Source organism: Paenibacillus rigui, assembly GCF_002234615.1.
In the GTDB taxonomy this organism is placed as follows: domain Bacteria; phylum Bacillota; class Bacilli; order Paenibacillales; family NBRC-103111; genus Paenibacillus_S; species Paenibacillus_S rigui.
This window is the reverse complement of the sequence record NZ_NMQW01000017.1, coordinates 173,277-198,099: the sequence shown is the minus strand read 5'-3', so window position 1 is coordinate 198,099 and position 24,823 is coordinate 173,277. Positions and strand designations below refer to the sequence as shown.

Genomic DNA, 24,823 nt, shown 5'->3' with positions numbered 1-24,823 from the left:
GAAAACGAGCTCGACAATGCTTTCGGTCATTACCAGTATTGCGGTAGCGGGCAGTCTTCTGTTTCCGTTAGGGGCACAGCCGGCCCAGGCGGATCGGGGGATTGTAGACCTGTGGAAGTCCATTAAGCCGCTAACGACGATAGCCAGCGCCATGAATACGGGAGCTCACCCGGATGATGAGCATAGTGCCACGTTGGCATATCTCTCCCTGGGTAAGGGAGTGAACGCGTTCAGCGTGATTGCGAATCGGGGAGAAGGGGGACAGAATGAGATCGGCAGCGAGCTGGGCAACGCATTGGGCATTATACGGACCCGCGAGCTGCAGGAGGCATCCAAGGTGACGAATATTACGCTTGGCATGCTCAGCGAGGATATCAACGATCCGATATTTGACTTTGGCTTTTCGAAAAGCCCGGATGAGACGCTGGCCAAATGGGGCGATTCCGTTGTATACGAACGGTTCATCCGCAAAATACGGGAAGACCGGCCGGACATCGTGTACCCGTCCTTTTTAAATGAAAACTCCACGCATGGACATCACAGAGCCATTAACGTCATCACCGTCAGAGCCTTTAAGGATGCGGCCGATCCGAACGTATTTCCTGAGCATTTGCAAAAAGGGCTGCAGCCATGGCAGGTAAAGAAGCTGTATGTGCCGGCCAGCTCAAAGGATTACAGCGTTGTCGTCCCGATCGGCGACTACAATGAAATCTACGGAGCTTCCTATCTGCAGCTTGGGGAAGAGTCCCGCTTCATGCACAAGAGCCAAGGGATGGGACGCAACTATGATGAAGGACCGGCCAAACCGGACTTGTTCAGCAATTATTATAAGCTGCAATCGAGTACGACAGCCTTGAAAGATAAAGAAACGGACTTCTTTGACGGCATTGCCTATACGTTCGAGGATTTAGCCAAAGAAATCGATACCAAGGGCAAGGACAACAAGGTGACAAAGGATTTGCGTGTGCTGCAAAGCGATTCGGAGAAGGTCATCGCAGCTTATCCAAGCTTTGCAGGAGTTGCCAAGGAAGTTCACGCGATGAAAGCCGATGTGCAAAATGCGCTAGCCGATGTAAATGCATCGAATCTCGACAATGCCACGAAGGTGGATTTATTATATCGGCTGCGTGTCAAGGAAGAGCAGTTGAATAAAGCAAGCATGGAGGCCGCATCGGTCGTAGCCAAAGTAAAGCCGGCAGCCGGAGAGCTTGTCGCAGGCCAATCCGTGCAAGTTGTGGTTACCGCGTTTAACGGTGGGACGCTGGAGTTGAAAAATATCAAGCTGGGCTTGAATGTTCCGGAGGGGTGGACGGCTAAGCCTGCAGGCGCAGTCAGCTTTGATAAGCTTGGCACCAATCAAACCGTCTCCGCTGCTTACGATGTATCGGTACCTGCGAATGCGGCCGAATTCAAGCCTTACGCTGCACCGGTGTTGACCGGCAACGTAGAGTACCAGGCTTTCGACACTACCACCAGGCTTAAAGTGACTCCTCAGAATGCCGTAGCTGTCCTGCCGCCGTATTCGATGTCATTGAGCCCGAGTGCAACGGTGCTGAACACGCTCAAAACCGGTGAACCGATTCCGGTGAAGGTGACGGTCCGCAATTATACGCCGGGTGCTTCTAAAGCGACCGTTTCCTTGAATGTACCGGAAGGCTGGACGGTAGAGCCGGCCGCGGAGGAACTGAGCTTTGCAGCCAAAGGGGAAACCAAATCAGTCGCTTTCTCGGTGAAAGGCTCCTCCAAGGTCGAACCGGGTAAATATACGGTGAAGGCCATTGCGTCGAACGGGGGGATTCAAAGCACCGAGGGGGCTCAAACGATCGAATACCCGCATATCGGCAAAACGTATATGATCCAGCCGGCTGAATTGAAAATTCAGGCTTTTGAGCTTGAAGTGCCGGAACAATTGAAGGTCGGCTATGTGTCCAGTGGCTTTGACAATATTGACCAATATTTAAGCCAGCTAGGTGTCCAGGTAACGAAATTGGATGCGAAGGATATCCAGTACGGCGATTTATCCCAGTACGATACGATTGTGCTTGGCATCCGTGCCTATGCATTCCGTCCTGAGCTGATCCCGAGCAACCAGCGGCTGCTTAGCTATGTGGAGAATGGGGGCAATCTGGTCGTTCAATATCATAAGCCTGAGGATAAGTGGACACCTGAGCTTGCTCCTTATCCGATTAAAATTGGGGCTCCGCTCATTGAGTGGCGCGTGACCGACGAAAGCTCCAAAGTGACGATGCTTGCACCGGAGCATCCGATGTTCAACTATCCGAATAAAATTACGGATGCGGATTGGGATCAATGGATTCAAGACCGCTCCGCCTACAATCCATCGGAGTGGGGCAAGGAATACACAGAGCTGATTTCTAACGGGGATCCGGGAGAGAAAGAATTTACCGGCACCTTCTTATCCGCTCCTTACGGCAAAGGCATCTACACCTACAGCTCCTTGGTTTGGTATCGTGAAATTCCAAGCCTCGTTCCGGGCTCGATCCGGATGTTCGTTAATATGATCAGTCAAAAGCAATAAATGAAACGGCATTCGGAGGGCTTCTTGTTTCTTTAGGAAGCCCTCCGGGTGTCTGCCATTCTTAGGAGGGAGCTTCCCGATGCACGTCATTGAAGTTCATGGAAGGGAATTGGAAGGAGTAAAGGCCGAGGCTCAATTCGCCGTCCTTCCCTTAGGCTCGGTAGAATATCATGGGCCCCATTCCCCGCTCGGTACGGATATCATTCTGGCCCAAGGCTTTGCAGAGCATGTGGCTGCGGAGCTGCGGCCCTTGATTTATCCTACAGTTTCATTTACCAGCTGTCCGGGCAAAACAAGACATTACCCCGGAACGATCTCGGTTCGGCCCTCGGTGTATACCGAGTACTTAACGGATATCGTTGAAGGAATTTGCGAGCTGGGACTCCGCAATATCGTCTTATTGAATGCCCATGATGCCAACATGGGACCTTCCCGCACCGTGGCTGAGGCCGTTACCGGCCGCTACCCGGACGCCAGTTTTCTTCTTATTAACTGGTGGCAGATGGTGTCACTAGAGTTCGCAGAGCAGGAAGGCTATTTTAAGGGAACAACCGGAAGGGGACATGGAGGTCCTTATGAAATGTCAGCCGTCAAAGCGTTCCGGCCTGATTTGGTTACCGTGCAGCCAACCGATCCCGATTTGACTTCAAAGCCTGCTTTAGCCTCGCTTCCTTATATATTAGTAGAAGGCACACCCCAAGGCTGGAATGGTTATACAGGCCAAATCAGCCAAACGTCCTTTGAGGCCGGGACAGCGATTGTGGAAGAGGCTTCCCGCAATATGAACCGGTTAATACGCAGCTGGCTGGAGAACAGAAAAAGAAAAGACGGAGAGGACGGTTAACCGTAATGGGATATAAAGAGCGGTTATTGAGCAGCGAAGGCATCTCGTTTCCGGGCAAAACGTATGCGGAGGTTGTGCTGGAGCCTGCCTTTAATGAAGCGAAGCAGCATTTATTAGGGCCGATGATGGCGATTAATAAGGCTCATTTAATTATGCTGCTGGAGCAGCAGCTGATTACCGAAGGCGATGCGAAGCATATCGCTAGAGCCTTGCAGCAGCTGGATCTGGCTGCGCTGCAGCAGGCGAAGTATTCGGGAGCATTTGAGGACTTGTTTTTTCAAGTGGAGCATGAGCTGCTGGAGCATGCGGGGGAGATCGCAGGAAATTTGCATTTGGCCCGAAGCCGCAATGATATGGGCATTTCCATCTATCGCATGGTTCTTCGGGAGAAATTGCTCACAACGCTGTCCTCCGCCCTGCACCTGAAGGAGCATTTGCTTCTTTTCGCAGCAGATCATACCGAAACCGTGATGATCGGTTACACGCATACGCAGCAAGCTCAGCCTACAACGATGGCTCATTATGTGAGTGCGGTCGTTGATTCCTTGGGCAGGGATATTCGCCGCATGACTGCTGCATACGCCAATTGCAACCGCAGCAGCATGGGGGCCGCGGCTTTGACAACTTCGGGATTTCCCGTAAGCCGGGAGCGGATGATGGAGCTGCTGGGCTTTGACGAGCTGATAGAAAATTCTTATGACGCCATCGGCGGGGCGGATTATTTGGGGGAAACAGCTTCAGCCGTCCAATTAGCGGCGATCAACCTCGGACGAGTTGTTCAGGATCTTTTGTTATGGTGCACGCAGGAGTTTGGGGTGTTGAAGGTTGCAGCGCCCTATGTCCAAATCAGCTCGATTATGCCGCAGAAACGCAATCCGGTTTCACTGGAGCATCTTAGGGCCTTATTGTCGAGCTGCGCAGGCAATGCAGGTACGGTGTTAACGATGATTCATAATACGCCGTTCGGCGATATTGTGGATACGGAGGATGATATGCAGCCTTACGCATGGAAAAGTCTTGATCTTATGGACAAGGCATACCGCTTGCTGGCCGCCGTCATCGGGACGATGGACGTCAATCAGGAAGTATTGAGGCAGCGGACGCAAGAAAGCTTCGCAACGGTAACCGAGCTGGCAGATACGTTGGTAAGGACGGATGCGCTTTGCTTTAGAACGGCTCATCATATTGTCAGCGGTGTCGTGAACAAAGCGGTGCAGGAGGGGCTGGCAGCTCATGAAATTACACTGCCGCTTGTGAATGAAGTGGCTCAGCTTGTCATTGGGCGTAAGGTATCGCTCGACCAGGAAGCTTTGGATAAGGCGCTGGATCCGGTTCACTTCATTGAACTGCGCTCGCTTCTCGGAGGACCCAATCCTGCGGAAATGAGTCGATTTATTGAGTCGCGCAAGCAGCAGCACAAAGTCCACGAGCTGTGGCTTCAACGAGCTCAGGATCAAAATGAACGTGCACTGCAGCATCTGGATCAAACTATATTAAGTTGGAGCCAATCGTCGTGATGGAACGGATAATCCGAATTCCTTTATTGGCCGTGGACGGGGGCGGAACGAAAAGCCAGGTTGTTTTGATGGATAAAGCAGGTAGCCTGCTGGGACAAGGAAGAGGCGGTTCGTGCAATTATCAAGGCGTTGGCAGGGATGCGGCAATCAGGGAGCTGTCCAATGGGATTCATGAGGCTGTACGAGATTGGGCGAAGCGACAGTCTGCCGAATATGCGGAAGCAGCTTTATCGTTAGAAATCGAATGTGCCGTGTTTGCTCTGGCCGGCCTGGACACTACGTATGATCGAAATATCATCATGGACATCGTGAACGAAGCCTTAGTTCAGCAGTCCGTTCAAGTGAAGAGGCTTATCGTTGAAAATGACGGATTGTCCGCCTTGCTGGGAGCTGCGTCAGGAACTCCGGGTATTCTCGTCATCGCAGGAACCGGATCGATCGTATATGGCATTAACGGGTCAGGGGACTCAGCCAGATCGGGGGGATGGGGGCATCGGACAGGCGATGAAGGCAGCGGATACTGGATAGGCAAGCAAGCGGTCACGGCCATGTTAAGGGCCCACGACGGCAGAGGAAGGGCGACCCGCCTGGAGGAATGGATATTTCCCCATATGGGGGTCAGCCATCCCGAACAATTATTTAATTGGATATACGGCAACGACTACTCTGTGGAGAAGTTGAGCGACCTTTCCAAGTTCGTTAGTCTGGCTGCTGCAGCCGGGGACAGTGAGGCTCACCGGATCCTTACAGCTGCAAGCGACGAATTATTTATTGCTGTCAAAGCGGTCATTGACCGGCTTCAGCTGCGGGATATTCCCTTTAAGCTCATGCTGCAAGGCGGCGTACTGCAAAATGACACCGTGATTCGTCACCTTTTGACTCAACAAATAAGGGCATACGCGGATAAGTCTCAGCTGGAAACTTTACACAATGAACCGATATTCGGTATTACTGCGATGGGGTTATCCTATTTGAATGCCGGCCTGGAGCAGTGAGCTTGAAATGATCTCCAATCCATAATGCAGGGAGCTGAAGGAGCATGAGTAAAAAATGGTTATTCGTCTTTGCCCATCCTGATGATGAATCCTTTGCAGCTGGCGGCACGATGGCCAAAGCCCGTCACAGCGGGCATGAAGTTTACCTAATTTGTGCGACTTCGGGGTGCAAGGGGAAATCCGGGGCGTTTCAGTTCGATTGCCGGGAGCAATTGGCTAGGCATCGTGAGGAGGAACTGAAGGCAGCCTGCGCTTTTTTAGGCGTAACGAATATTGTATTATATCGTCACCCTGATGGAGCCCTGCACGAGCAGGGGCTCGACTCATTGGCGGAGCAAATCAAAGAGAGCATACTTGCCATACAGCCTGACATCATCGTCACCTTTCCACCGGATGGCGTCACAGGTCATCTTGACCATATAGCCATTTCCAAAGCAACGGAGCTGGCTGTGACCAGGTCGGAGGGGAAGTATCCGAGCGGAGGTCTGCCTGCATTCTATTACAATTCGATTCCGCACTACTATGATCATTGCAAAGAGTCCGGACCTGAAGCAACGTGCTGCATAACGGCAAAGGTGGATATAAGTGAGTTCCGCCAACATAAAGGAAGGGCATTGCAGGCGTATAAGAGCCAGATTTATTCGGTTAATCGGGCGTATCCGGGAGTCATGCATGCCGATTACACAGTCATTGGTAATTACGAATACTACACATTGGTTCGCGCCAATGGTCAATCCATAGAGCGGCCAACGGGGAAGGACTTAACCCGGCTGCCTACGCTGGACCTGATTTAGAATGAATTGAAGTGTAAATGAAACATCCCGTAAGACCCTAGGAGCTCTTGTCAATAAGGACTCCTATGGGTCTTATTGTGCTTCATTGGGGCAATTGCACCCTATTTTATTTTCGAACCAATTTGTAACCTTTTTCAAATTTAATTCGTCTATAATATGGTAGTAATGGTCTGATAGATACATATAAACGTAATTCTGGCAGGAGGGATCTTATGTTACGGTGGCTTCAATCGGCGAAAAGAGAGCAGCAGGCAGCAGCGGCCGATCCCGAATCCCTGCATAAAGATTCCGCGCAGACGGATGCGCCCGTACGGCTTTTGAGCGTATCCGGCGTGGAGCGATCTTTCCCGGTAGGCGGGCAACAGCTGCCTGTGCTGAAAGGCATTGAGATGTCTTTGTATCCGAACCAGCTGGTGATGTTAAAAGGACGCTCCGGCTCGGGGAAAACGACGCTGCTTAACCTGATCGGGGGATTGGATCAGCCGAACAAGGGGGAGATCATGTTCAAACATTATCCTTTCCACTTGTGCAGCGATGATGAGAGAACCTCGATACGGCGCAAGGAAATGGGATTTATTTTCCAGTCGTTTGCTCTAATGCCGCTGCTATCGGCATGGGAGAACGTAGAGCTTGCCTTGCGGATGGCGGATGTCCCCCGCTCTGAATGGAAAGCTCGAACCGCCCATTGCCTGGAGCTCGTCGGGTTAGGCAAACGGATGCATCATCGCCCATTCGAGCTGTCCGGAGGAGAGCAGCAGCGGGTCGCTATCGCCAAGGCGATTGCGCACCGTCCCAGTCTGCTGTTAGCCGATGAGCCTACGGCAGAGCTTGACTCCCAGATGGGTGCGCAGGTCATGGCCGTGTTCCGAAGTATCATTCAAACCGAGCAGGTAACCATCTGCATGACTACTCACGATCCGACAATGATGGAGGTTGCCGACCATGTATACGAAATGGTGGATGGAAGGTTTATCCATACACAGACGCCTGCACAAGGCTGAAAGGCCATCCTTGATCAAACCAGCAGCAAGGCATGTCCTGAGAAGAGCGGGCACCCCCCTTCTTGTCACCATGTGTCTGGTAACGATGGCCTTCGTAAGCACAGGCTGTTCACTGCTTCCCAAGGAAGACGAGGAAGAAGCCCTTCCTGCCGTGAATCCGCCGAAGCTGTCGAAGAAGCCGGAATTTACCGTGAAGACCGATACGCTTGAAACCAAGGTTCGGGGTTCCGGCAGATTGATGGCGACCAAGGAAGAGGATCTGTATTTTACAGATGATGACAATCGAAGAATCAAGAATATACTTGTCAAAAGCGGCGATAAAGTCGAGCAGGGGCAGCTGATCGCAGAGCTGGACGTGTCCGAGCTGGAAAGCCAGCTGAAGCAAAAAAGGCTTCAGACACGCAAAGACGAGCTGACCATGATCGAATCGCTTCGCAAGGCGGACGAGATGAGTGCCGAGTCGCTGGAGCAGGCGAAGATCGATTTCGAGCTGAAGCGTGAAGAGCTGAACAAGCTGGAAAGCACCTTGGCGGGAGCCAAGCTGACAGCCCCTTTTGCCGGAACCGTCGTCTCGGTTTATTTAAAGAAGGGCGACACGGCCAAAGCTTATGATGCGGTAGCCACGATAGCGGATTTATCTCAGCTGACGGTCGTCGCCTCGCTGAATACGGAGGATGTCAAAAAAGTCGCGGTCGGCATGGAAGCCGTTGTCGATATTAACTCGGCCGGTCAGCATAAAGGCAAGGTGCTGCAGCTGCCGAATCCGAAGGAAGCCTCAACGAACGGAAATGGCGGTACCGGCGGATTGCAGGGAAACAACAACGGCCAAGGCAAGCCTATCGATTCCATCGAAAATTACCTGGTCGTCACCCTGGACGCATTTCCGCAAGGGCTGAACCGCGGTACGCCGCTCAGTGTTTCGGTTATTACCCAACGCAAGGAGAAGGCGGTTACGATACCGTTATCGACCTTACGGTCGTATTCCGGACGCAATTATGTTCAGGTGGTGGACGAGCAGGGCAACAAGAAGGAAGTGGACGTGGAGATTGGACAGCAGACGGCGACGGACGTTGAAATTTTGAAGGGACTAACGCCGGGGCAGAAAGTAGTGGGCCGCTGATGTCGATGCTGCGGTTTTTATACCGCAAAATGTGGAACACCCGGTGGCTCACGTTAAGCTCGCTGCTCGGACTGATCATGGCGGTTGCGTTTACGACCAGCATCCCGATGTATGCGGACGGATCGCTGAAACGCGTAGTATCCAAGTCGCTGGAGGAAAAAAACGGCGGTCTCCCTGCAGGATCCGTGCTCATCCGCTACCAGGCGTCAGGAAACGACCGGGCCGATCTTGATGCGCTGCGTGAGGTCGATCAATACATACAGAATGAACTTCCGCGTACGATCGCTTTTCCCTACGAAGCCTATGTCAAGAGCTATTCGATCCGCGCTTCGCAGCTGTCGCCCGACGATCCGAAGAAGATCGATCCGAGCAAGAAGCGCCAAATGACCCTGATGGCACAAACGGGGCTCAAGGATCAGATTGATATCAAGCAGGGACAATGGTTTTCCGATCAAGTGAAGAACGGCATCGTGGAGGCCGTCATGATGGAAGAAGCGATGTACCGCAACGATATCCATGTCGGTGATGTGTTTAATTATCCGATCAGCGGTGGGCTCGGGATTGCTCCGCTGAAAGTGAAGGTCGTCGGTACGATTCAGGCGAAGCAGGGAACAAGTCCTTACTGGTTTCAAGGTATGGAAGGGATGCTCAACACCTTCTTCATGAGCGAGACCGGGTTTGATGAATACATCATACAGCAGAAAAAAATTCCGCTTAATTTGGCGAATTGGTATTATGCTTTCGATTTGCGCAACATTCAAACAAGTCAGCTTTCTCCACTCGAGAGTAAGCTGGAGCGTCTGGACATTACATTGTTTCAGAAGCTGAAAAATACCCGGGTGGATGTGTCCTTCATCCCGCTGCTGCAGGAATTCAAGACACAGAGCCTGCAGCTGCAAATTCTTCTGTTTACTTTGGCGGCGCCGATGATTGCTATGGTCTTCTATTATATTGTTATGAACGCCCGCCAATCGCTGGAAAGGCAGCGCGGTGTGATAGCGGTACTGCGCAGCCGGGGTGGCAGTACGCGGCAAATCATAGGGGTCTATGTACTGGAGGGACTGCTGCTGGGTGCTGTCGCAATCATCATCGGACCGATGCTTGGTTGGTTCATGGCCAAAAGCATCGGCTCCTCCAGCGGCTTCTTAACCTTCGTGGACCGGAAGGCGGTGCCCGTCGGGGTTTCCCGGGAAGCCCTGCTTTACGGCGTGTTGGCAGTACTAATAGCTCTCGGAGCTAGCGTGATTCCGGCAATTGTTTACGCCCGTTCCTCCATCGTCAGCTATAAGCAGAAGCTGGCGCGTTCAGACCGTAAGCCTTTTTGGCAAAAATGGTTTCTCGATGTGCTGCTCATCGCGCTTGTAGGATATGGCTATTATTTATTTGATCAGCGGCAGCTGCTATCCGCTCAGACCGGCTTGACCACGGATCAGCTGCAGGTGCATCCGTTGTTGTTTTTCGTACCGGCGCTGTCGATTATCGCGTTCGGATTGTTTTTTCTGCGCATCTTTCCATGGCTGCTTCGCTTGTGGAACTGGCTCGGACAAAGGTTTCTGCCTGTACCCGTCTACTTGACCCTTACCCAGTTATCCCGTTCGGCGCAGTCGTACTACCCTTTGATGCTGCTGTTGATCCTTACCCTTGGTCTCGGCGTGTATAATTCATCGGCAGCGAGGACGATCGATATGAATTCGACGGATCGTATTCTGTACGCCTATGGAACGGACGTGATCATGCAGGCGGTCTGGGAAGGCGTATCCGACGAGCTGTCCCAGGATGTATCTGGGGGGCAGGATGGGGGCGTCAGCGGCGGTACAGGCTCTGGAGGCCCCACAGATGGTGGCAAAGGCGGCACCGGAAGCGCCGGGTCCGGAGCCGGCGGAGGAACACAGAGCGGGGGAGGCAGCCCCGGCATGGGGGCAGCCGGAGGGAACGGCCAGGAGCCGCCGCCACCCAAGCTGAGGTATGTGGAGCCACCTTTTGTTGTGTTCCAGCAGCTTGAAGGTGTCGAGCATGCGGCACGGGTGCTTAGAACCAAAGGAAATGTTGTCGTCTCCGGCAAGTCGCTCGGTCAGGGGATGCTGATGGGGATCGACAATGTCGATTTTGCCAAGGTCGCCTGGTTTCGCAAAGATCTGTTTCAGGTTCATCCGAACCGTTACTTGAACCTGATGGGGACGTACGAGCAGTCGGTTATTATTCCGACTTCCTTCGCAGAGAAGAATCATATCAAGGTCGGGGACCTTCTCAGCATCTCGATCCAACAGCAGCTCGTGGAATTCGTCGTTGTGGCTGCCGTACCCTATTGGCCTAGCCAGTACCCGGAGCAGATGCCGTTTTTTATCGCGAATTTGGACTATATTTACGATCAATCACCGGTGACTCCCTACGAGGTCTGGCTGAAGATGAAGGAAGGAGCCAAGGTGGCACCGCTGCTGGAAGCGCTAAATGCCAAGCAGATCCAGATTGCAAGCGTAAAGGATGTACGCAACGAGCTGATCGCTCAGAAGAAGCATCCTGCACGCGGCGGTGTCTTCGGTATTTTAAGTCTCGGCTTCCTCGTCTCGGTTCTGGTGTCGTTAATCGGATATATTTTATATTGGTTTTTCAACTTATCGAGCCGTGTCGTTCAATTCGGCGTGCTCCGGGCCATGGGCTTATCCCGCAGGCAGCTGACAGGGATGCTGCTGTTGGAGCAGGGGTTTACCGCGGGGTTGTCTATCGGACTTGGGATAGGTATCGGCAAGCTGACCAGCTATTTGTTTCTCCCGTTTCTGCAAACCGCGGAGAATGTGAAGACGCAGGTGCCTCCGTTCCGCGTTGTGTTTAACGCCAGAGATACGGACCAGCTGTATGTAGTGGTGGCCTTTATGATGCTGACGGGTGCTCTGCTCTTATTCCTGCACATCCGCAGGCTGCGGGTACATCAAGCTGTGAAGCTCGGAGAGGAGAAATAAACGATGATTTCGTGTGAAGAGCTGGTCAAAATTTACAAGACCGACGACATCGAGGTCGTCGCGCTCAAAGGTCTCAATATTTCCGTTGCTCCTGGTGAAATGATGGCAATTATCGGCAACAGCGGCAGCGGAAAATCCACCCTGCTCAACATTCTGGGCGGCTTGGACCGGCCGTCGGCAGGCGTTGTTCGGGTAGGGGATTGGAATTTGCTCAAGATGACCGATGAGGAGCTGGTAGAGTACAAGCGCAGTACGGTCGGGTTTATTTGGCAGAACAATGCCCGTAATCTGGTACCCTTTTTGAGCGCCTTGGAGAATGTTGAAATGCCGATGATGCTGAGCGGCCAGTATGATCGCGCTTATGCGAAGCAGCTGCTGGAGTGGGTCGGTCTGAAGGAGCGCATGGGCAACAAGCTGCAGCAGCTGTCCGGCGGGGAGCAGCAGCGGGTGGCTATCGCGATATCGCTTGCGAATAAGCCTTCTCTGCTGTTGGCCGATGAGCCGACAGGCTCGGTGGATACCCAGACTTCGGACCGGATCATGGATATTTTCCGCAGATTGAACCGGGAGCTGGGTGTGACGATTGTCATCGTTACTCATGATATGGCATTGGCAAGCAAGGTGGATCGGGTTGTAGCAATCCGAGACGGTATGACCAGCACTGAATTTATTAAAAGAAACCCGAATCTCGACGATTCGGACCCGGGTTCGGGTACTGACTTGGAGCCGATGCATGATGTTCACGAGGAGTATGTGGTCCTGGATAAAGCCGGAAGGCTGCAAATTCCAAAAGCATACCTTCAGGCGCTTCAAATTGATTCGAAGGCATCGATGGAATTCGACGGAGAGAAGATTATGATCCGTTCTCCGAAATCATTGTCCGCAATGCAAGAAAAAGTTGAATCCGAAAGAGGCTAAGGAGGGGTTCCCTAATGAAACGTTGGGCAAAAAGGGCGGCATCGGTCACCTTATGTGCGGGACTTGCCGTACCTGTATTGGCAGCCTGTTCCCAGACGGCAAGCAATGACAGCAAGACCGAGAGAGTGCTTCGTGTGGCGACAAGCTTCGGCTATGGGGACGATGAATATTTCCGTCAGCAATTTACTGAAATTTTTGAATTTGCGAACCCGAATATTAAGATCGAAATTATCCCGACGCTGGATGACAGTATGCGCTACGGAAGAATGGACCCGAACAAAAAGCAGATCGATCCGATGGATAAGCTGAAGGAAGTGATGCAGGGGGACAACCCTCCCGACATCGTGATGGTTTCCTACGATCAGCTTCCGGAGTTGATCACCAATAATATGCTGACCCAATTGGATCCGCTCCTCACGAAGGATAAATTTGATACCTCGGATATGGTTCCTGCCGTGATCGAAGGGTTGAAGAAGGCGGGCGACGGGAAGCTTTACGCTCTGGCACCGACCTTTAACTCCTCCGCTTTGGTGTATAACAAAAGGATGTTCGACGAAGCGGGAGTGCCGTACCCTAAAGATAAAATGACGTGGGAGGAAACCTTCGATCTCGCCAAGCGGCTGGGGAAAGGGGAGGGGGAAAATCGGAAATACGGATTTTCGTTCTCGCCGCAGCCGATGGGCGATCTGTTTTATGCCATGCAGCTGTATACGACGCCCTTGCAGCTCCGTATGTTTGATGATAAAGGCGAGAAAATGACAGTCGATTCCGATCAATGGGAAAAGGTTTGGAAGACCATGCTTCAGCTGAAGCAGGATAAAGTGGTGCCGGATCAACAGGACCCCTCCATGATGAAATCCCGGATGATGAATGCGAATGGAGAAGACTTTAACCCGTTCCAGCACGATGATTTTCTATCCAACCGCGTGGCGATGACCCTTATTAATTACGGCCAAATCAACCAAATCACGAACGCCAACAAGAATGCCCAGAACTATAAAAGCTTCACTCCGATCGATTGGGACGTTGTTACACTGCCTGTACACCCCGAGGCGCCGGATGTAGGCGGCTATATGAATATGAACGGTATTATGGGAATCAATGCGAAGGCGCAAAATTTGGAGGATGCCTGGAAGTTCATCAAGTTTGTCAACGGTGAGGAGTGGGCCAGGCTGAAAGCGAGCAGCTCGTATAATATTGTGGCCCGTAAAAAATATATTAAGCCGAAGGATGGCGTTCAGTTCCATATGGAGGCTTTTACGACACTAACCCCGGCTCCGCAGCAGGACACCAAAATTTATCGTGAAAAACCGAATATTTATCAGGTTCAGGAAATCGGCCGCCGATTATTTAATGAAGTGTCCCAAGGGAAGCTTCAGGTACGGGACGCATTGAAGCAATGGCAGACCGAAGGGGATGCGATGCTCCAGCAAATCAAAGAGAACCCGAACGGGCCGATCAACTCCGCCCAAGCAGTTCCTATAGGATAAGTGGGTTTACCTACTAAAAAGAGCAACTACAGAGAGGATGTTAAATATCATGGTATGGAACAACAAGGCTGCATGTGTCTGGCTGCTGTCTGCGGCGCTGACTTTAGGGTCCGCCGTACCGGCGTTGGCCGATGACGGCAGCAGCTCCTCTTCTTCTTCAACAGGCTCCAATTCATCGTTGTCTACCGGATCGGCGCCTGCTTTGGGTCAAATCAATTTGAACGGAGACAGCTTCTTTGAAGTGAAAAATGTATACCTGCTGCCTGAGAAAGGCAGTAAAACGGTCACCTTCACGATCAGTGTTCACAATGAGAGCAGCAGCGATTTGCTGTTTATCGACTACTGGATAAAGCTGAAAACCAAAGACGGCAATCAAATTTCGGTTCGCGTGCTGCCCCAGGATAAGGAAAAGAACCGCATTACCGCCAAATCGGTGCAGGATATAAATTTCTACGCAACGGTCAATGAAACGACCGAACTGAAAGATCTTGTTTTTGAAGTGATCAAATGGGACTTCAGCCAGCCCAATTTTGAACGAAGCATGGGTGAGGTTCCGGTTCCCGAAGATTATTCGGTTGTGACTCCGGTCTCCGAGCCGCACGTCATTGAAATGTCAGGTACACAAATGAGGACAACAGTCAAAAAGGTTCTGATGACCAAAAACGAGAAAAATGTGACGCCTACTGTCATATTAAAGCTCGAAAATGTCGGAAACCGAACGGCTGCTGTTCCGGCCTATCAATTTTTAATCCGCACCAGTCAAGGCTACTTGTATCCGTTGGATGCCAAAAATCTGAAGGATGTCTCCATCAATCCTCAGATGGATAAAGAAATCGAGCTGTCCGGATCCGTTCCGGCTTCCGTCAGCAGAGAGGGCTGGCAGCTTGTTATTGTGCAGTATGCATCGGATATCAAGCTGAATGTGCCAATTGCTTATTTTAATCTGCCTCCTGTTTCTGAGCCGGATAGCGTCGATTCCAGCAGAGAGTATCCTTTTTCGAATAAGGATGGTACCTATACAACCAAGCTGAACTCATTTCAGCGTCTCCCCTGGGAGGATCAGGACATTTTGACGGCTAATCTGACCCTGCTGAATCATGGAGAAGACGCGCTGCCCCTGCCTGAATTAACCGGATATTTCAAGCTGGATGATTCGATCAAGGTTGAGGCAAAGCTGATTCAGACTGATAAGGTGATAGGCTTGCCCAAGGATGGCGCGGTCAACTATCAATTCATCGGTAAAATTCCTTATACCTATACATTTTCTACGGTCAAGCTGGTCCTTCAGGAGAAGACAGGTGAGAATACGCAGGAGGATTTATTGGATTTCGTCCATCGCTCCGAGCTGCTGAATGTTCCGTATTACAATGTCGGCGAAGCGGTCAAGGTGGCAGGCGTCGGACGCAGCGCCAGCTACAAAGTGAGGGCGGTAAATACGTATGCCGGCGATACGTCCGATATGTTTACGGTACAGCTTGAAGCAACGAATATGGAGAAACGGTTTACTGATGTTTCGAAGCTCGTCGCACAATTTAAGACTTCGGATGGCATTGTATATCCTGCAGCCATTACTGAGATAAAAAATAAAGTCAGCCCGGGAGGCGCGGCGTTATTATTGCTGTCGAGCGAGGTGCCCAAAGGCTTCCTGACCTCCAATATGCATGCACTTATTGGAGAAGCGGTGACAGAAGGCAAATTCACCGAGCTGGATGCGAAGCCTGACGCCTATGTGAATGCTTCTGCTTTATGGCTGCCTTCGGAAGCGTTTACTGTACAAAACCAACTGAAAAATATAGACTTGTACCCTTACAGCTTATCGATTGGAAGCATCAATACATGGCTCGATCGCAATGAATTGAGACTCACCTTCGATTACGAGCTTACCAAGAATGCACTGGTAGAATCCAATATGGAAGGCCGCAAGCTGATATTTGGCTTTGAGGATGAGAAGGGCAACAAGGAATTTACAAAGGAATTCGACTTTAAAGATTTTGATGTATTGCCGCCGGATGCTTCTACGAATGCGGATAACACCACCACAGATAATAAAATCAGGCTGGGCAAGCATGAGAAATTTCGTATTACGAATCAGGATGACGATCTCATCTTTCACTTGGAAACGTTGAAAACGTATAAGCTGAGCATCTATGATTCATTCCAAGGACATAAGAAGCTGCTGGCTTCCCAAAAGATTGACTGGTTTTCCACCACGGATTAATTTTTTGTATTGGGCCATGATGATGTAACAAAACATCGTTTGAAACCGTCTTTGCTATGTGCGCGTAAGCAATAGCAAAGGCGGTTTCTCCATGTTCATCGTTCATTCCCCATTTCATTTGTTAAGTGTTGATTAAATTTGTTCAGGACATATTGACACTTTTTTCCACGCGCATTATGTTATTATCGTTAACAATATTCTTAACGATGATATCAGAGGAGACGACTATGAGAGTACCCACGGATTTTACTGACTTAAAGTTGAACATAAGCAATCATATGTCTCTTTCCTTTGAGAACGACGGCTTCAGTCCGTTGGTCGGTAAAATTTTTGCCTACCTGTTGTTCTCTCCCGCTCCTGTCAGTCTACAGCAGATGGCTGATGATCTAGGGGTAACGAAGGCTGCGATTAGTGTGCAGGTTCGGACGCTGGAAAGGCACAGCATGTGCTACAAGCTGCCAACGAACAACGATCGCAAAGATTATTATTACATAGCGGATGACTTTTGCATGACGGGTGTGAAATCCAGTATCGAGAAATTACGCCGGATCCAGCAGCAGATCGAGTTTACATTAAAGGTGTTTGCTACGATCGCCGAGGTGGATGAACAAGAGAAGCCTTCCTATGATGCGTGCAAGCGCAGATTTATTGAGATGCAGGCGCTGTACGAGATTTTTCTGAAGCGATTGGACGGATTGGAAGAGGAGTGGGACGAACGGAAAAAAACGTTATTTCTTTCTTCGTCTCAATAAACTGCAAGCAGGCCGTACGGAGTTTTCCTTTTCCTTTAAATCCAAATTATTGAAGGGGAGATGACGAAAGATTCGTCTAACTATCGTAGCCCATGTGATGGAGGAGTAAACCAATGAATAAGCTTACACAGTTTTCTATGAAAAATATAACAGCGGTCATGATCATTATGTTGCTGTTGTTAGCGGGAGGGATTTACACATCCACTACCTTAAAGGTAGAGAGTATGCCCGACATTTCCTTTCCTGTCGTTTTGATTAATACGCAGTATACTGCACCTCCAAAGGACGTGCTCGAGGACATAACCAAGCCGTTGGAGAAGGCGGTTGCCGGGCTTGAGGGAATAAAGAATTTGACTTCCACCTCAAGCGACAACTTCTCGTCCATCGTGATCGAGCTGGAGCAGGATAAGAAGCCCGACGATGTCAAGAAAGACGTAGAGAGCTTGATTGCGAACGTCATCCTGCCCCAAAGCTCGGAGAAGCCGAAGGTACAGACGATGGGCTTCGCCTCGGAGCCGGTCTACTACTTGTCCATTTACGGCAACAACGGGATGAGCCAGCAGGAGCTGGACAAAATTTACAAAGACGTGATTCAGCCGGGCTTTAATACGATCAAGGGGATTGACCACCTGGATTCCATCGGGAATCAGGAAGCCGTTCTGACGATGAAATTGGATGCCAATGCATTGGCTAATTATGACTTGATGCCCGGGCAGGTATCCTCTAGCATACAGTCGGCACTGAAAACGAGTCCTGCCGGTTCCGTTGATTTCAACGGGAATGAGCAGATGGTTCGGGTCAAGAGCGATTTGAATACTGTGTACAACCTTGAAAATATGAAATTGAATACCGGATCGGGAGATACACTGCTGCTGAAGCAAATTGCCAAAGTCGAGGCGATTACGGAATCAACGTTCCTGTCCCGGCTGGACGGTAAGCCTGCGATTGGTGTGAACCTGTACAAAACGAAAAGCGCCAATGCGGTTGAGTTTGCAGCCGAGGCGGATAAATTGATGGAAGGCTGGAAGAAAGAGTATCCTAACCTGGTTTTTCACACGATTTATAATAGTGCCGTCGATATTAAGCATTCGATTAACGGGATGGTTCAGGAAGGCGCACTCGGCGCTGTGCTGGCTTCCATCATGATTCTTCTGTTTCTGAGAAATATCCGGATGACGATGATCGTTCTCGTCTCCATCCCTTTATCCATCCTCATCACCCTGTTGTTCATGGGGCCGTTGGGCATTTCCTTGAACATTATGACCCTCGGCGGTATGGCTATTGCGATTGGCCGGGTGGTTGATGACAGTATCGTTGTTATTGAGAATATTTACACAGAGCTGCAGAAAGCACAGGAACGCAACGAATCGGTTATCAAGCTGGCTACCTCCCAGGTAGCGTCAGCCATTACTTCATCTACGATCACCACCGTAGGTGTTTTCGGCCCGATTGCTTTCGTGAGCGGGGTGCTCGGAGAAGTGTTCCGTCCCTTCGCGATCACACTGGTTGTCGCATTAATGTCCTCCTTGCTGGTGGCGTTGACAGTCATCCCGATGCTCGCAAAGCTGCTTGTTATGAAAGGCAAATCCAATGCGCATCATGATGAAGAGTCACTGGGTAAGTTTTCCAATGGCTACAAAAAGACGCTGATCTGGTCTCTGAACAATCGCAAAAAAACAATTTTGCTTGCCTTTATCTTATTTATTGTCACGATTGTCGCAACCGTTCCAAACCTTTCTACATCCTTTATGCCTGAGAGCGAATCGGATAAAATGATGTATTTCACCATTAAGATGCCACGGGAAACGACAATCGAATCGATGGATGCCAAGGTGAAAGAAATTGAGGCGATTATGCGGGAGTCGAAGGATTCGACAGGTGCCCCAACGTTCAATTACGTAGAGTCGCTAATTGGTTATAACAACTCGACGGATCGGATTCCATACAGATCCTCTATCTTTGCAGAGGCTTCGGCTGCATCCAATGCAAAGGGGATAGTAAAAGAGTATAAGGAAAAAATCGCTTATACGCTGCCTAAAGGCTCTGAAGTGGAGGGAACGTTGATCTCCGGAGGCGGACCATCGTCAGGTGGAGCGGATTTCTCCTATGCACTGAAGGGTGACGACTTGCTGCTGCTGCAGCAGGCCGCTGCGATGGTGAAGGATAAAATGAAGGAATTCCCGGAGCTGACCGAGATTAAGGACACGCTGAGTGAATCCAAGACTGAGGTCGAAATTAATGTGGATCAAAATAAAGCGCGCCTGTACGGCTTATCCTCCGCGCAAATTACAGACACCGTCAGAAGCTGGCTTGCTGAAGAAAAAATCGGTGATTTGAAATTTGACAACACGACGTTTAAAACCAAAATTATGCTCGACAAATCGTTCAAAAATTCGGTTGAGAAAATCGGCCAGTTCCCGATTAAAACCTCCTCCGGAGCCACCATTCATTTGGCTGAAGTGGCAAAAGTGCGTCAGGTGGATGCTCCGGTATCCATTTCCCGCGAACAGCAGGTGCAGATTGTGAAGGTCAATGCCAAAATTGACAGTGCGGATAAAGGCGGCGTAAGTAACAAAGTAGGAGCCGCTCTAAAAACGCTAACCCTTCCCGACGGTGTAAGACCGGAGGTCAAAGGGGTTACGGATGACATCCAAACCAGCTTTATGCAAATGTTTGTTGCGATGGGCGCTTCCATCTTCATTGTTTATCTGGTTATGGTATTGGCCTTCGGTAACGGCAGCGCACCGTTCGCCATATTGTTCTCCTTGCCTCTGGCAGCCATCGGCGGCCTGCTAGGGCTGTTTGTAACGCATGAGTCGGTTAATATTACCTCGCTGATCGGCTTCCTAATGCTGATCGGTGTCGTGGTAACGAATGCCATCGTATTGGTGGATCGGGTACAGCAGCTTAGAGAAAGCGGACACTCCGTCCGCGAAGCTTTGATCGATGCGGGAATGACGCGGCTGAGACCGATTATTATGACAGCCGGTGCTACGATAATTGCCCTGCTTCCGTTAGGCTTGGGTCTTTCCAAAGGGACGCTGATTTCCAAAGGCTTGGCTGTCGTTGTAATCGGCGGATTAACGACCTCTACCTTGCTCACTTTGGTTATTGTTCCAATTATTTATGAAATGATTGATAACACCAAGCGGAAGATAGCAGGTCTTTTCAAGAAAAAGTCCCCCTCGGTCATTGAGACCAACGCTACGACTACGAATTAATACAGACCTAAAGTCGGGTGTACGCGAAGCGGAACCTTCCATCGCCCGACTTCCAAGGAAAAGGAGAATTGTCAAATGAACTTGAACCACTGGAGCCCAAATACAACAATCAAACATAGCACCAAGGTCATAGGAGCGGTGATCATTACATCGGCCCTGCTGGCAGGCTGTACGTCCGCCCCGGCCGCACAGCCGAGCACCCCATCGGCGGAAGCGCCGCTGAAGGTTGTCAAGGCAGCCAAGATTGAGAAGAAATCGATCGGCGACCCGCTGGAGCAGGTGGCTGACGTCGTTTCGTCCATACAGATGGATGTTGTCACCAAGGCATCGGGAGATGTACTGGAAATATTGAAAAAACGCGGTGAAATGGTGCAAAAGGGCGACGTCATCCTGAGGCTTGATCCTACCGACGTTCAGTTGCAAAAGGAAAAGAACCTGATTGGCGTCAAGAGTGCGTCCCAACAGTTGGATAAGGCGAAGGAGGATCTGGTCAACTCTAAGGAGGATTTGCAAAACGCCGTTACCAAAGGCGAGCAGGCCGTCAAGGACGCTGAGAAAAATTACGCGAAAATGCGTAACGATTTCGATCAGGGGCTTGTGACCAAATTCCAGCTGGAGCAGCTGGAGACCCAGCTGAAAAATACACGCCTGGACCTGGAAAGCAATAAAAACAAGCTGAAGACATTGGAAACGACCAATTCGTTGTCACAGTATCAGACCCAGCTGGAATCCTCCAATCTGGGGGTTCGTGAAGCGGATCGTACATTAAATAATCTGGAGCTCAAAGCCCAGGTGAACGGGGTGATTACCGATCTCCCGGTAGAGGTAGGTATGACGCTGTCCGCCGGGTTCAAGGTGGCTCAAGTACAGCAGCTTGACCCTATCAAAATTAAAGCGGAGCTTACCGAAGCCTCAGCTCAGCTGATTAGAGGGAAGACAGAGCTGATGTTCTATATACCTGGAAGCACGGAGAAAATGAAAGGGAAGGTCAGCTATTTGGCGGATGTCATGAGCACACAAACCAAATCGTACCCGCTGGAGCTTGAGATTTCTAATGCGGATACGAAGCTGAAGCCGGGAATGAAGGTACAGGTTTTACTGACGGAGGAGAAGGATGAAGTTGTCGTAACGGTTCCTACACTGAGTGTAGTGCGTGAAGCCGGAGACACTTTTGTATATGTATTGAATGGAGACATAGCTGAGAAGCGCAAAGTGCAGCTGGGTCGTTTAAATGAAACGAATCAGGAAGTGTTGTCCGGAGTGAAAGAAGGAGAACAGCTGATTGTATCCGGACAAAATCAGCTGAAGGATAAAGAAAAAGTAAAGCTGGCTCAATAAAGCTTTGAAACGGACTATGGTCAAGAAAGTCTCTCTTCTTCGGAAGAGAGGCTTTTTCTGTTGAAGATCCATAGATAGGAAAACCTTTTGACAGAAGGAATCATATCCTGCTAGTAGCTGCAAACTTTATGGGAGCCAGAAGGGGCGATGCCGCTATGAAACGTCAAGTACACAGCCAGGAGATTAAGGCCGCAGTTTACCGCAAGTTGACTGAGCGCGGAGTGGAGGTCGCAGATATTGCTAGGATCGTGCTCGAAATGCAGCTGCCCTATGACCCGAATCTTGCATTGGAGGCGTGTGTTGAATCGGTTCATGCCGTGTTGAATAAGAGGGAGCTTCAGCATGCTATATTGGTAGGGATTGAGCTGGATATATTGGCCGAGCAGGGCCGGCTGTCCGAGCCTATTCAATCCATCATCGAATCCGATGAAGGCTTATTCGGCTGCGACGAGACTTTGGCCTTAGGTTCCGTCTTCGGTTACGGAAGTATAGGGGTAACCACCTTCGGCCATTTGGATAAGCGTAAAGTGGGCATTATTAAACAACTGGATACCAAGTCCGGAGGCAAGGTGCATACATTCCTGGACGATCTCGTCGCTAGTGTTGCCGCATCGGCGTCGAGCCGGATCGCGCATCATTCCAGAGATGACGAGGAAAGAAACGCTGATCCGTAACGAGGATATCCAAGGTTCTTTTTGTCAAATAAGGAATTCTCATTTTGGTTATGCTACAAAGGAAAGGAAACCGATCACAGATTACACAAACGGAGTGAGCTTATGATGAACTGGGTCTATTGGGGCAAATTATACGAGAGCAAATTCCAGGCAGGCTGCCTGGCGAAGCGCATGGAAGAAGATTGGTGGATTTACGGCTATGAATGTCCACAGGAAGTAGAAGTGTTCCGTTCCAAGAAGGGAAGATTTGGCGTTCGCTATATGGTATAATTTTTTTGTTGACATTTCATTTTTATTTGTTGTACAATAAGTTTCGTCGCTATGAGAGGCTATCATACTAACGCGGGGTGGAGCAGCCCGGTAGCTCGTCGGGCTCATAACCCGAAGGCCGCAGGTTCAAATCCTGCCCCCGCAACCAATACATCCAGGGCCCTTAGCTCAGTTGGTTAGAGCGGTCGGCTCATAACCGATTGGTCGGGGGTTCGAGTCCCTCAGGGCCCACCATAAGATGTACAAGCATTGCCATTAAGATCTGAATCAGATCTTTGCCGGAGTGGCGGAATGGCAGACGCACTGGACTTAAAATCCAGCGGTAGGTGACTACCGTACCGGTTCGAGTCCGGTCTTCGGCATAAGGAATTACATAGCGTACTCAACGAAATTCTGTGAGACTCATGCATTGGTATGAGCATCACAGAATTTTTTTGTTGTGCGGCAAACCGAAATCGATCCGAGTACGTTACCTTAACTGAGCATGATAAATTATCCATGGATAACTCGGGAGGTAGGTAACGTTATGATGAAAAAGAAGCCGCAAGCGGCAGTGTGGATGCTGGCAGGCTCCTTGTTACTCAGCAGTGCTTTTCCGGCTTGGGCGGCGGGGGTGCCCGCAGCAAGTACAGCCAGAACGGATGCGCAGATTGCAGAGGAGCTGGGTATTTTACAGGGGGACGGAAGCGGTGTAACGGACAGCTATTTGTCCAAGACGACAACGAGACTTCAGGCGGCCATATTGTTCCTGCGTCTAAAAGGTCTGGAAAGCGCCGCATCCGGCTATAAGGGAAGCGACAACTTCTCGGACGCAGGTCAGGTTAGCGAGGCGAATAAGGCCGTTCTAAGCTATCTCAAGGCCAATCCGCAGCTGGGCTGGACGGGAACGGGAAGCGGGAAATTCGAACCAGGCGAACACATTACAGCACAACAGTACTACAAGGTGCTGCTGGAGGCTTTGGGCTACAAGCAGGACAACGATTATACATATGACAATACGCTTTCATTCGCCGAAAGTATGGGCCTTTCCCGGGTCGCTAAGCTGGGTACCCTTCGCAATGGCAATATCGCTACCGCTACCGTGGAAGCACTGCCTGTGAAGGTGAAGGGGGGAGAGCAATCCTTGTTGGCTGTATTGGTTTCTCAAAAGGTCGTGGATGCGGCCAAGGCGAGCCTTGCCTCTTATACATCCATAGGAATCGCCGATCATGCTCAGATCGGCTCCTATCTGGTGGATGGCACTGGCAGAACCTTATATATGTTCATGAAGGATTCTCCGGGCACTAGCGCTTGCAAAGACCAATGCGCTGTGAATTGGCCCGTATTCTATGCCGATAACCTACGGATCCCTGCACAATTGAATGCAGCGGATTTTGGAGCAATGACCCGGGAAGACGGGGCGAAGCAAACGACTTACAAGGGAATGCCTATGTATTACTACATCAAGGATACGAAGCCTGGCGATACGAATGGGCAAGGCGTAAATCAACTTTGGATGGTATTTAACCATTCGGGTATTACGGTAGCCGAGAAGGAAGGCATCGGCAGCTATTTGGCGGATGCCAAAGGAATGGCCTTGTATATGTTCACGAAGGATAGTCCTGATAAAAGTGCATGCAAAGGTAACTGCGAATCGGCTTGGCCGATATTTCATACGGAGCATCTGCCGGTGACGGGAGAGCTAAGCACTTCTGCTAATCATTTCGGAACCATAACACGGGAGGATGGCACCAAGCAAACGACCTTCAAAGGAATGCCGCTTTACTATTACGTAAAGGATCAGCAAGCCGGGGACGTATGGGGGCAGGATGTGAACCATGCTTGGTATGTGATTGATCCGAAAGCTTCGGAGGAGACTCCTTCAAATTCTCAGCCTCAAGCTAACGCGTATTCCATTGAAATCAGCCATTTTGCTTTTTCTCAAACAGAATTGACGGTTGAGGCCGGCTCGACCATTACGTTTACCAATCAGGATGATGTCATGCACAATGCGGTTTCTGATGCATTAAATGCGGATGGAAGTCCCGTCTTCGAAACGAAGCTGCTCGGGAAAGGGGAGTCTGCTTCAATTACTTTAACCCAACCGGGAGAGTATACGTATTACTGCAGACCGCACCAAAGCCGGATGAAAGCCAAAATTATCGTAAAATAGCATTGGTTGCAGGAAGCCTGAAG

At 50.4% G+C, this 24,823-nt stretch carries 17 protein-coding genes and 3 tRNA genes; all 20 read left to right on the top strand.

Going from position 1 to position 24,823, the window contains the following annotated elements; translation table 11 throughout:
* Nucleotides 1-16 precede the first annotated feature (16 nt).
* The 20 genes from CF651_RS12145 to CF651_RS12055 all read left to right on the top strand — a co-directional run bounded on the left by CF651_RS12145 (nucleotide 17) and on the right by CF651_RS12055 (nucleotide 24,800).
* Nucleotides 17-2,539, top strand: coding sequence for an NEW3 domain-containing protein (locus tag CF651_RS12145; RefSeq protein ID WP_094015384.1), 2,523 nt, complete (start codon nucleotides 17-19; stop codon nucleotides 2,537-2,539).
* A gap of 79 nt (nucleotides 2,540-2,618) precedes the next feature.
* On the top strand, nucleotides 2,619-3,383 hold the full coding sequence (locus CF651_RS12140) for a creatininase family protein (protein WP_094015119.1): 765 nt from the start codon (nucleotides 2,619-2,621) through the stop codon (nucleotides 3,381-3,383).
* A 5-nt stretch (nucleotides 3,384-3,388) separates the two neighbouring features.
* Nucleotides 3,389-4,900 (top strand): argininosuccinate lyase, encoded by a 1,512-nt coding sequence (argH, locus tag CF651_RS12135; protein ID WP_094015118.1) that lies wholly within the window; start codon nucleotides 3,389-3,391, stop codon nucleotides 4,898-4,900.
* Entirely contained in the window at nucleotides 4,900-5,895 is a 996-nt protein-coding gene (locus CF651_RS12130) for an N-acetylglucosamine kinase (protein ID WP_094015117.1), read from the top strand. Before argH ends, CF651_RS12130 begins: the two co-directional genes overlap by 1 nt.
* A 44-nt stretch (nucleotides 5,896-5,939) precedes the next feature.
* Nucleotides 5,940-6,689 carry a PIG-L deacetylase family protein gene (locus CF651_RS12125; RefSeq protein WP_094015116.1) on the top strand — a complete coding sequence of 250 codons (750 nt, stop codon included), beginning with the start codon at nucleotides 5,940-5,942 and terminating at the stop codon, nucleotides 6,687-6,689.
* Between the two features lie 212 nt (nucleotides 6,690-6,901).
* Nucleotides 6,902-7,690 carry an ABC transporter ATP-binding protein gene (locus tag CF651_RS12120; protein ID WP_094015115.1) on the top strand — a complete coding sequence of 263 codons (789 nt, stop codon included), beginning with the start codon at nucleotides 6,902-6,904 and terminating at the stop codon, nucleotides 7,688-7,690.
* A gap of 70 nt (nucleotides 7,691-7,760) precedes the next feature.
* Nucleotides 7,761-8,810: an efflux RND transporter periplasmic adaptor subunit gene (locus CF651_RS12115; RefSeq protein ID WP_245855874.1), complete on the top strand. Its 1,050-nt coding sequence runs from the start codon at nucleotides 7,761-7,763 to the stop codon at nucleotides 8,808-8,810.
* Nucleotides 8,810-11,767, top strand: coding sequence for an ABC transporter permease (locus tag CF651_RS12110; RefSeq protein ID WP_094015113.1), 2,958 nt, complete (start codon nucleotides 8,810-8,812; stop codon nucleotides 11,765-11,767). The genes CF651_RS12115 and CF651_RS12110 overlap by 1 nt, the downstream gene beginning before the upstream one ends.
* A 3-nt stretch (nucleotides 11,768-11,770) precedes the next feature.
* Nucleotides 11,771-12,685: an ABC transporter ATP-binding protein gene (locus tag CF651_RS12105; RefSeq protein WP_094015112.1), complete on the top strand. Its 915-nt coding sequence runs from the start codon at nucleotides 11,771-11,773 to the stop codon at nucleotides 12,683-12,685.
* Between the two features lie 14 nt (nucleotides 12,686-12,699).
* The gene (locus CF651_RS12100) at nucleotides 12,700-14,175 is read left to right on the top strand and encodes an ABC transporter substrate-binding protein (RefSeq protein ID WP_094015111.1); all 1,476 of its coding nucleotides are present in this window, start codon (nucleotides 12,700-12,702) and stop codon (nucleotides 14,173-14,175) included.
* Nucleotides 14,176-14,224: 49 nt separating this feature from the next.
* On the top strand, nucleotides 14,225-16,393 hold the full coding sequence (locus CF651_RS12095; RefSeq protein WP_094015110.1) for a hypothetical protein: 2,169 nt from the start codon (nucleotides 14,225-14,227) through the stop codon (nucleotides 16,391-16,393).
* Nucleotides 16,394-16,620: 227 nt separating this feature from the next.
* Complete coding sequence (locus CF651_RS12090) at nucleotides 16,621-17,145, top strand: GbsR/MarR family transcriptional regulator (RefSeq protein WP_094015109.1); 525 nt, start codon at nucleotides 16,621-16,623, stop codon at nucleotides 17,143-17,145.
* 113 nt (nucleotides 17,146-17,258) lie between these two features.
* Nucleotides 17,259-20,366, top strand: coding sequence for an efflux RND transporter permease subunit (locus tag CF651_RS12085; protein WP_094015108.1), 3,108 nt, complete (start codon nucleotides 17,259-17,261; stop codon nucleotides 20,364-20,366).
* 75 nt (nucleotides 20,367-20,441) lie between these two features.
* Nucleotides 20,442-21,704: an efflux RND transporter periplasmic adaptor subunit gene (locus tag CF651_RS12080; RefSeq protein ID WP_094015107.1), complete on the top strand. Its 1,263-nt coding sequence runs from the start codon at nucleotides 20,442-20,444 to the stop codon at nucleotides 21,702-21,704.
* Nucleotides 21,705-21,859: 155 nt separating this feature from the next.
* On the top strand, nucleotides 21,860-22,378 hold the full coding sequence (locus CF651_RS12075) for a phosphatidylglycerophosphatase A family protein (protein ID WP_094015106.1): 519 nt from the start codon (nucleotides 21,860-21,862) through the stop codon (nucleotides 22,376-22,378).
* Between the two features lie 102 nt (nucleotides 22,379-22,480).
* Entirely contained in the window at nucleotides 22,481-22,648 is a 168-nt protein-coding gene (locus CF651_RS32255; RefSeq protein ID WP_179232774.1) for a hypothetical protein, read from the top strand.
* Nucleotides 22,649-22,719: 71 nt separating this feature from the next.
* Nucleotides 22,720-22,796: transfer RNA gene (locus tag CF651_RS12070), tRNA-Met, on the top strand.
* A 9-nt stretch (nucleotides 22,797-22,805) separates the two neighbouring features.
* Nucleotides 22,806-22,882: transfer RNA gene (locus CF651_RS12065), tRNA-Ile, on the top strand.
* A gap of 43 nt (nucleotides 22,883-22,925) precedes the next feature.
* Nucleotides 22,926-23,010: transfer RNA gene (locus tag CF651_RS12060), tRNA-Leu, on the top strand.
* Nucleotides 23,011-23,174: 164 nt separating this feature from the next.
* Nucleotides 23,175-24,800 (top strand): plastocyanin/azurin family copper-binding protein, encoded by a 1,626-nt coding sequence (locus CF651_RS12055; RefSeq protein WP_179232782.1) that lies wholly within the window; start codon nucleotides 23,175-23,177, stop codon nucleotides 24,798-24,800.
* Nucleotides 24,801-24,823 lie beyond the last annotated feature (23 nt).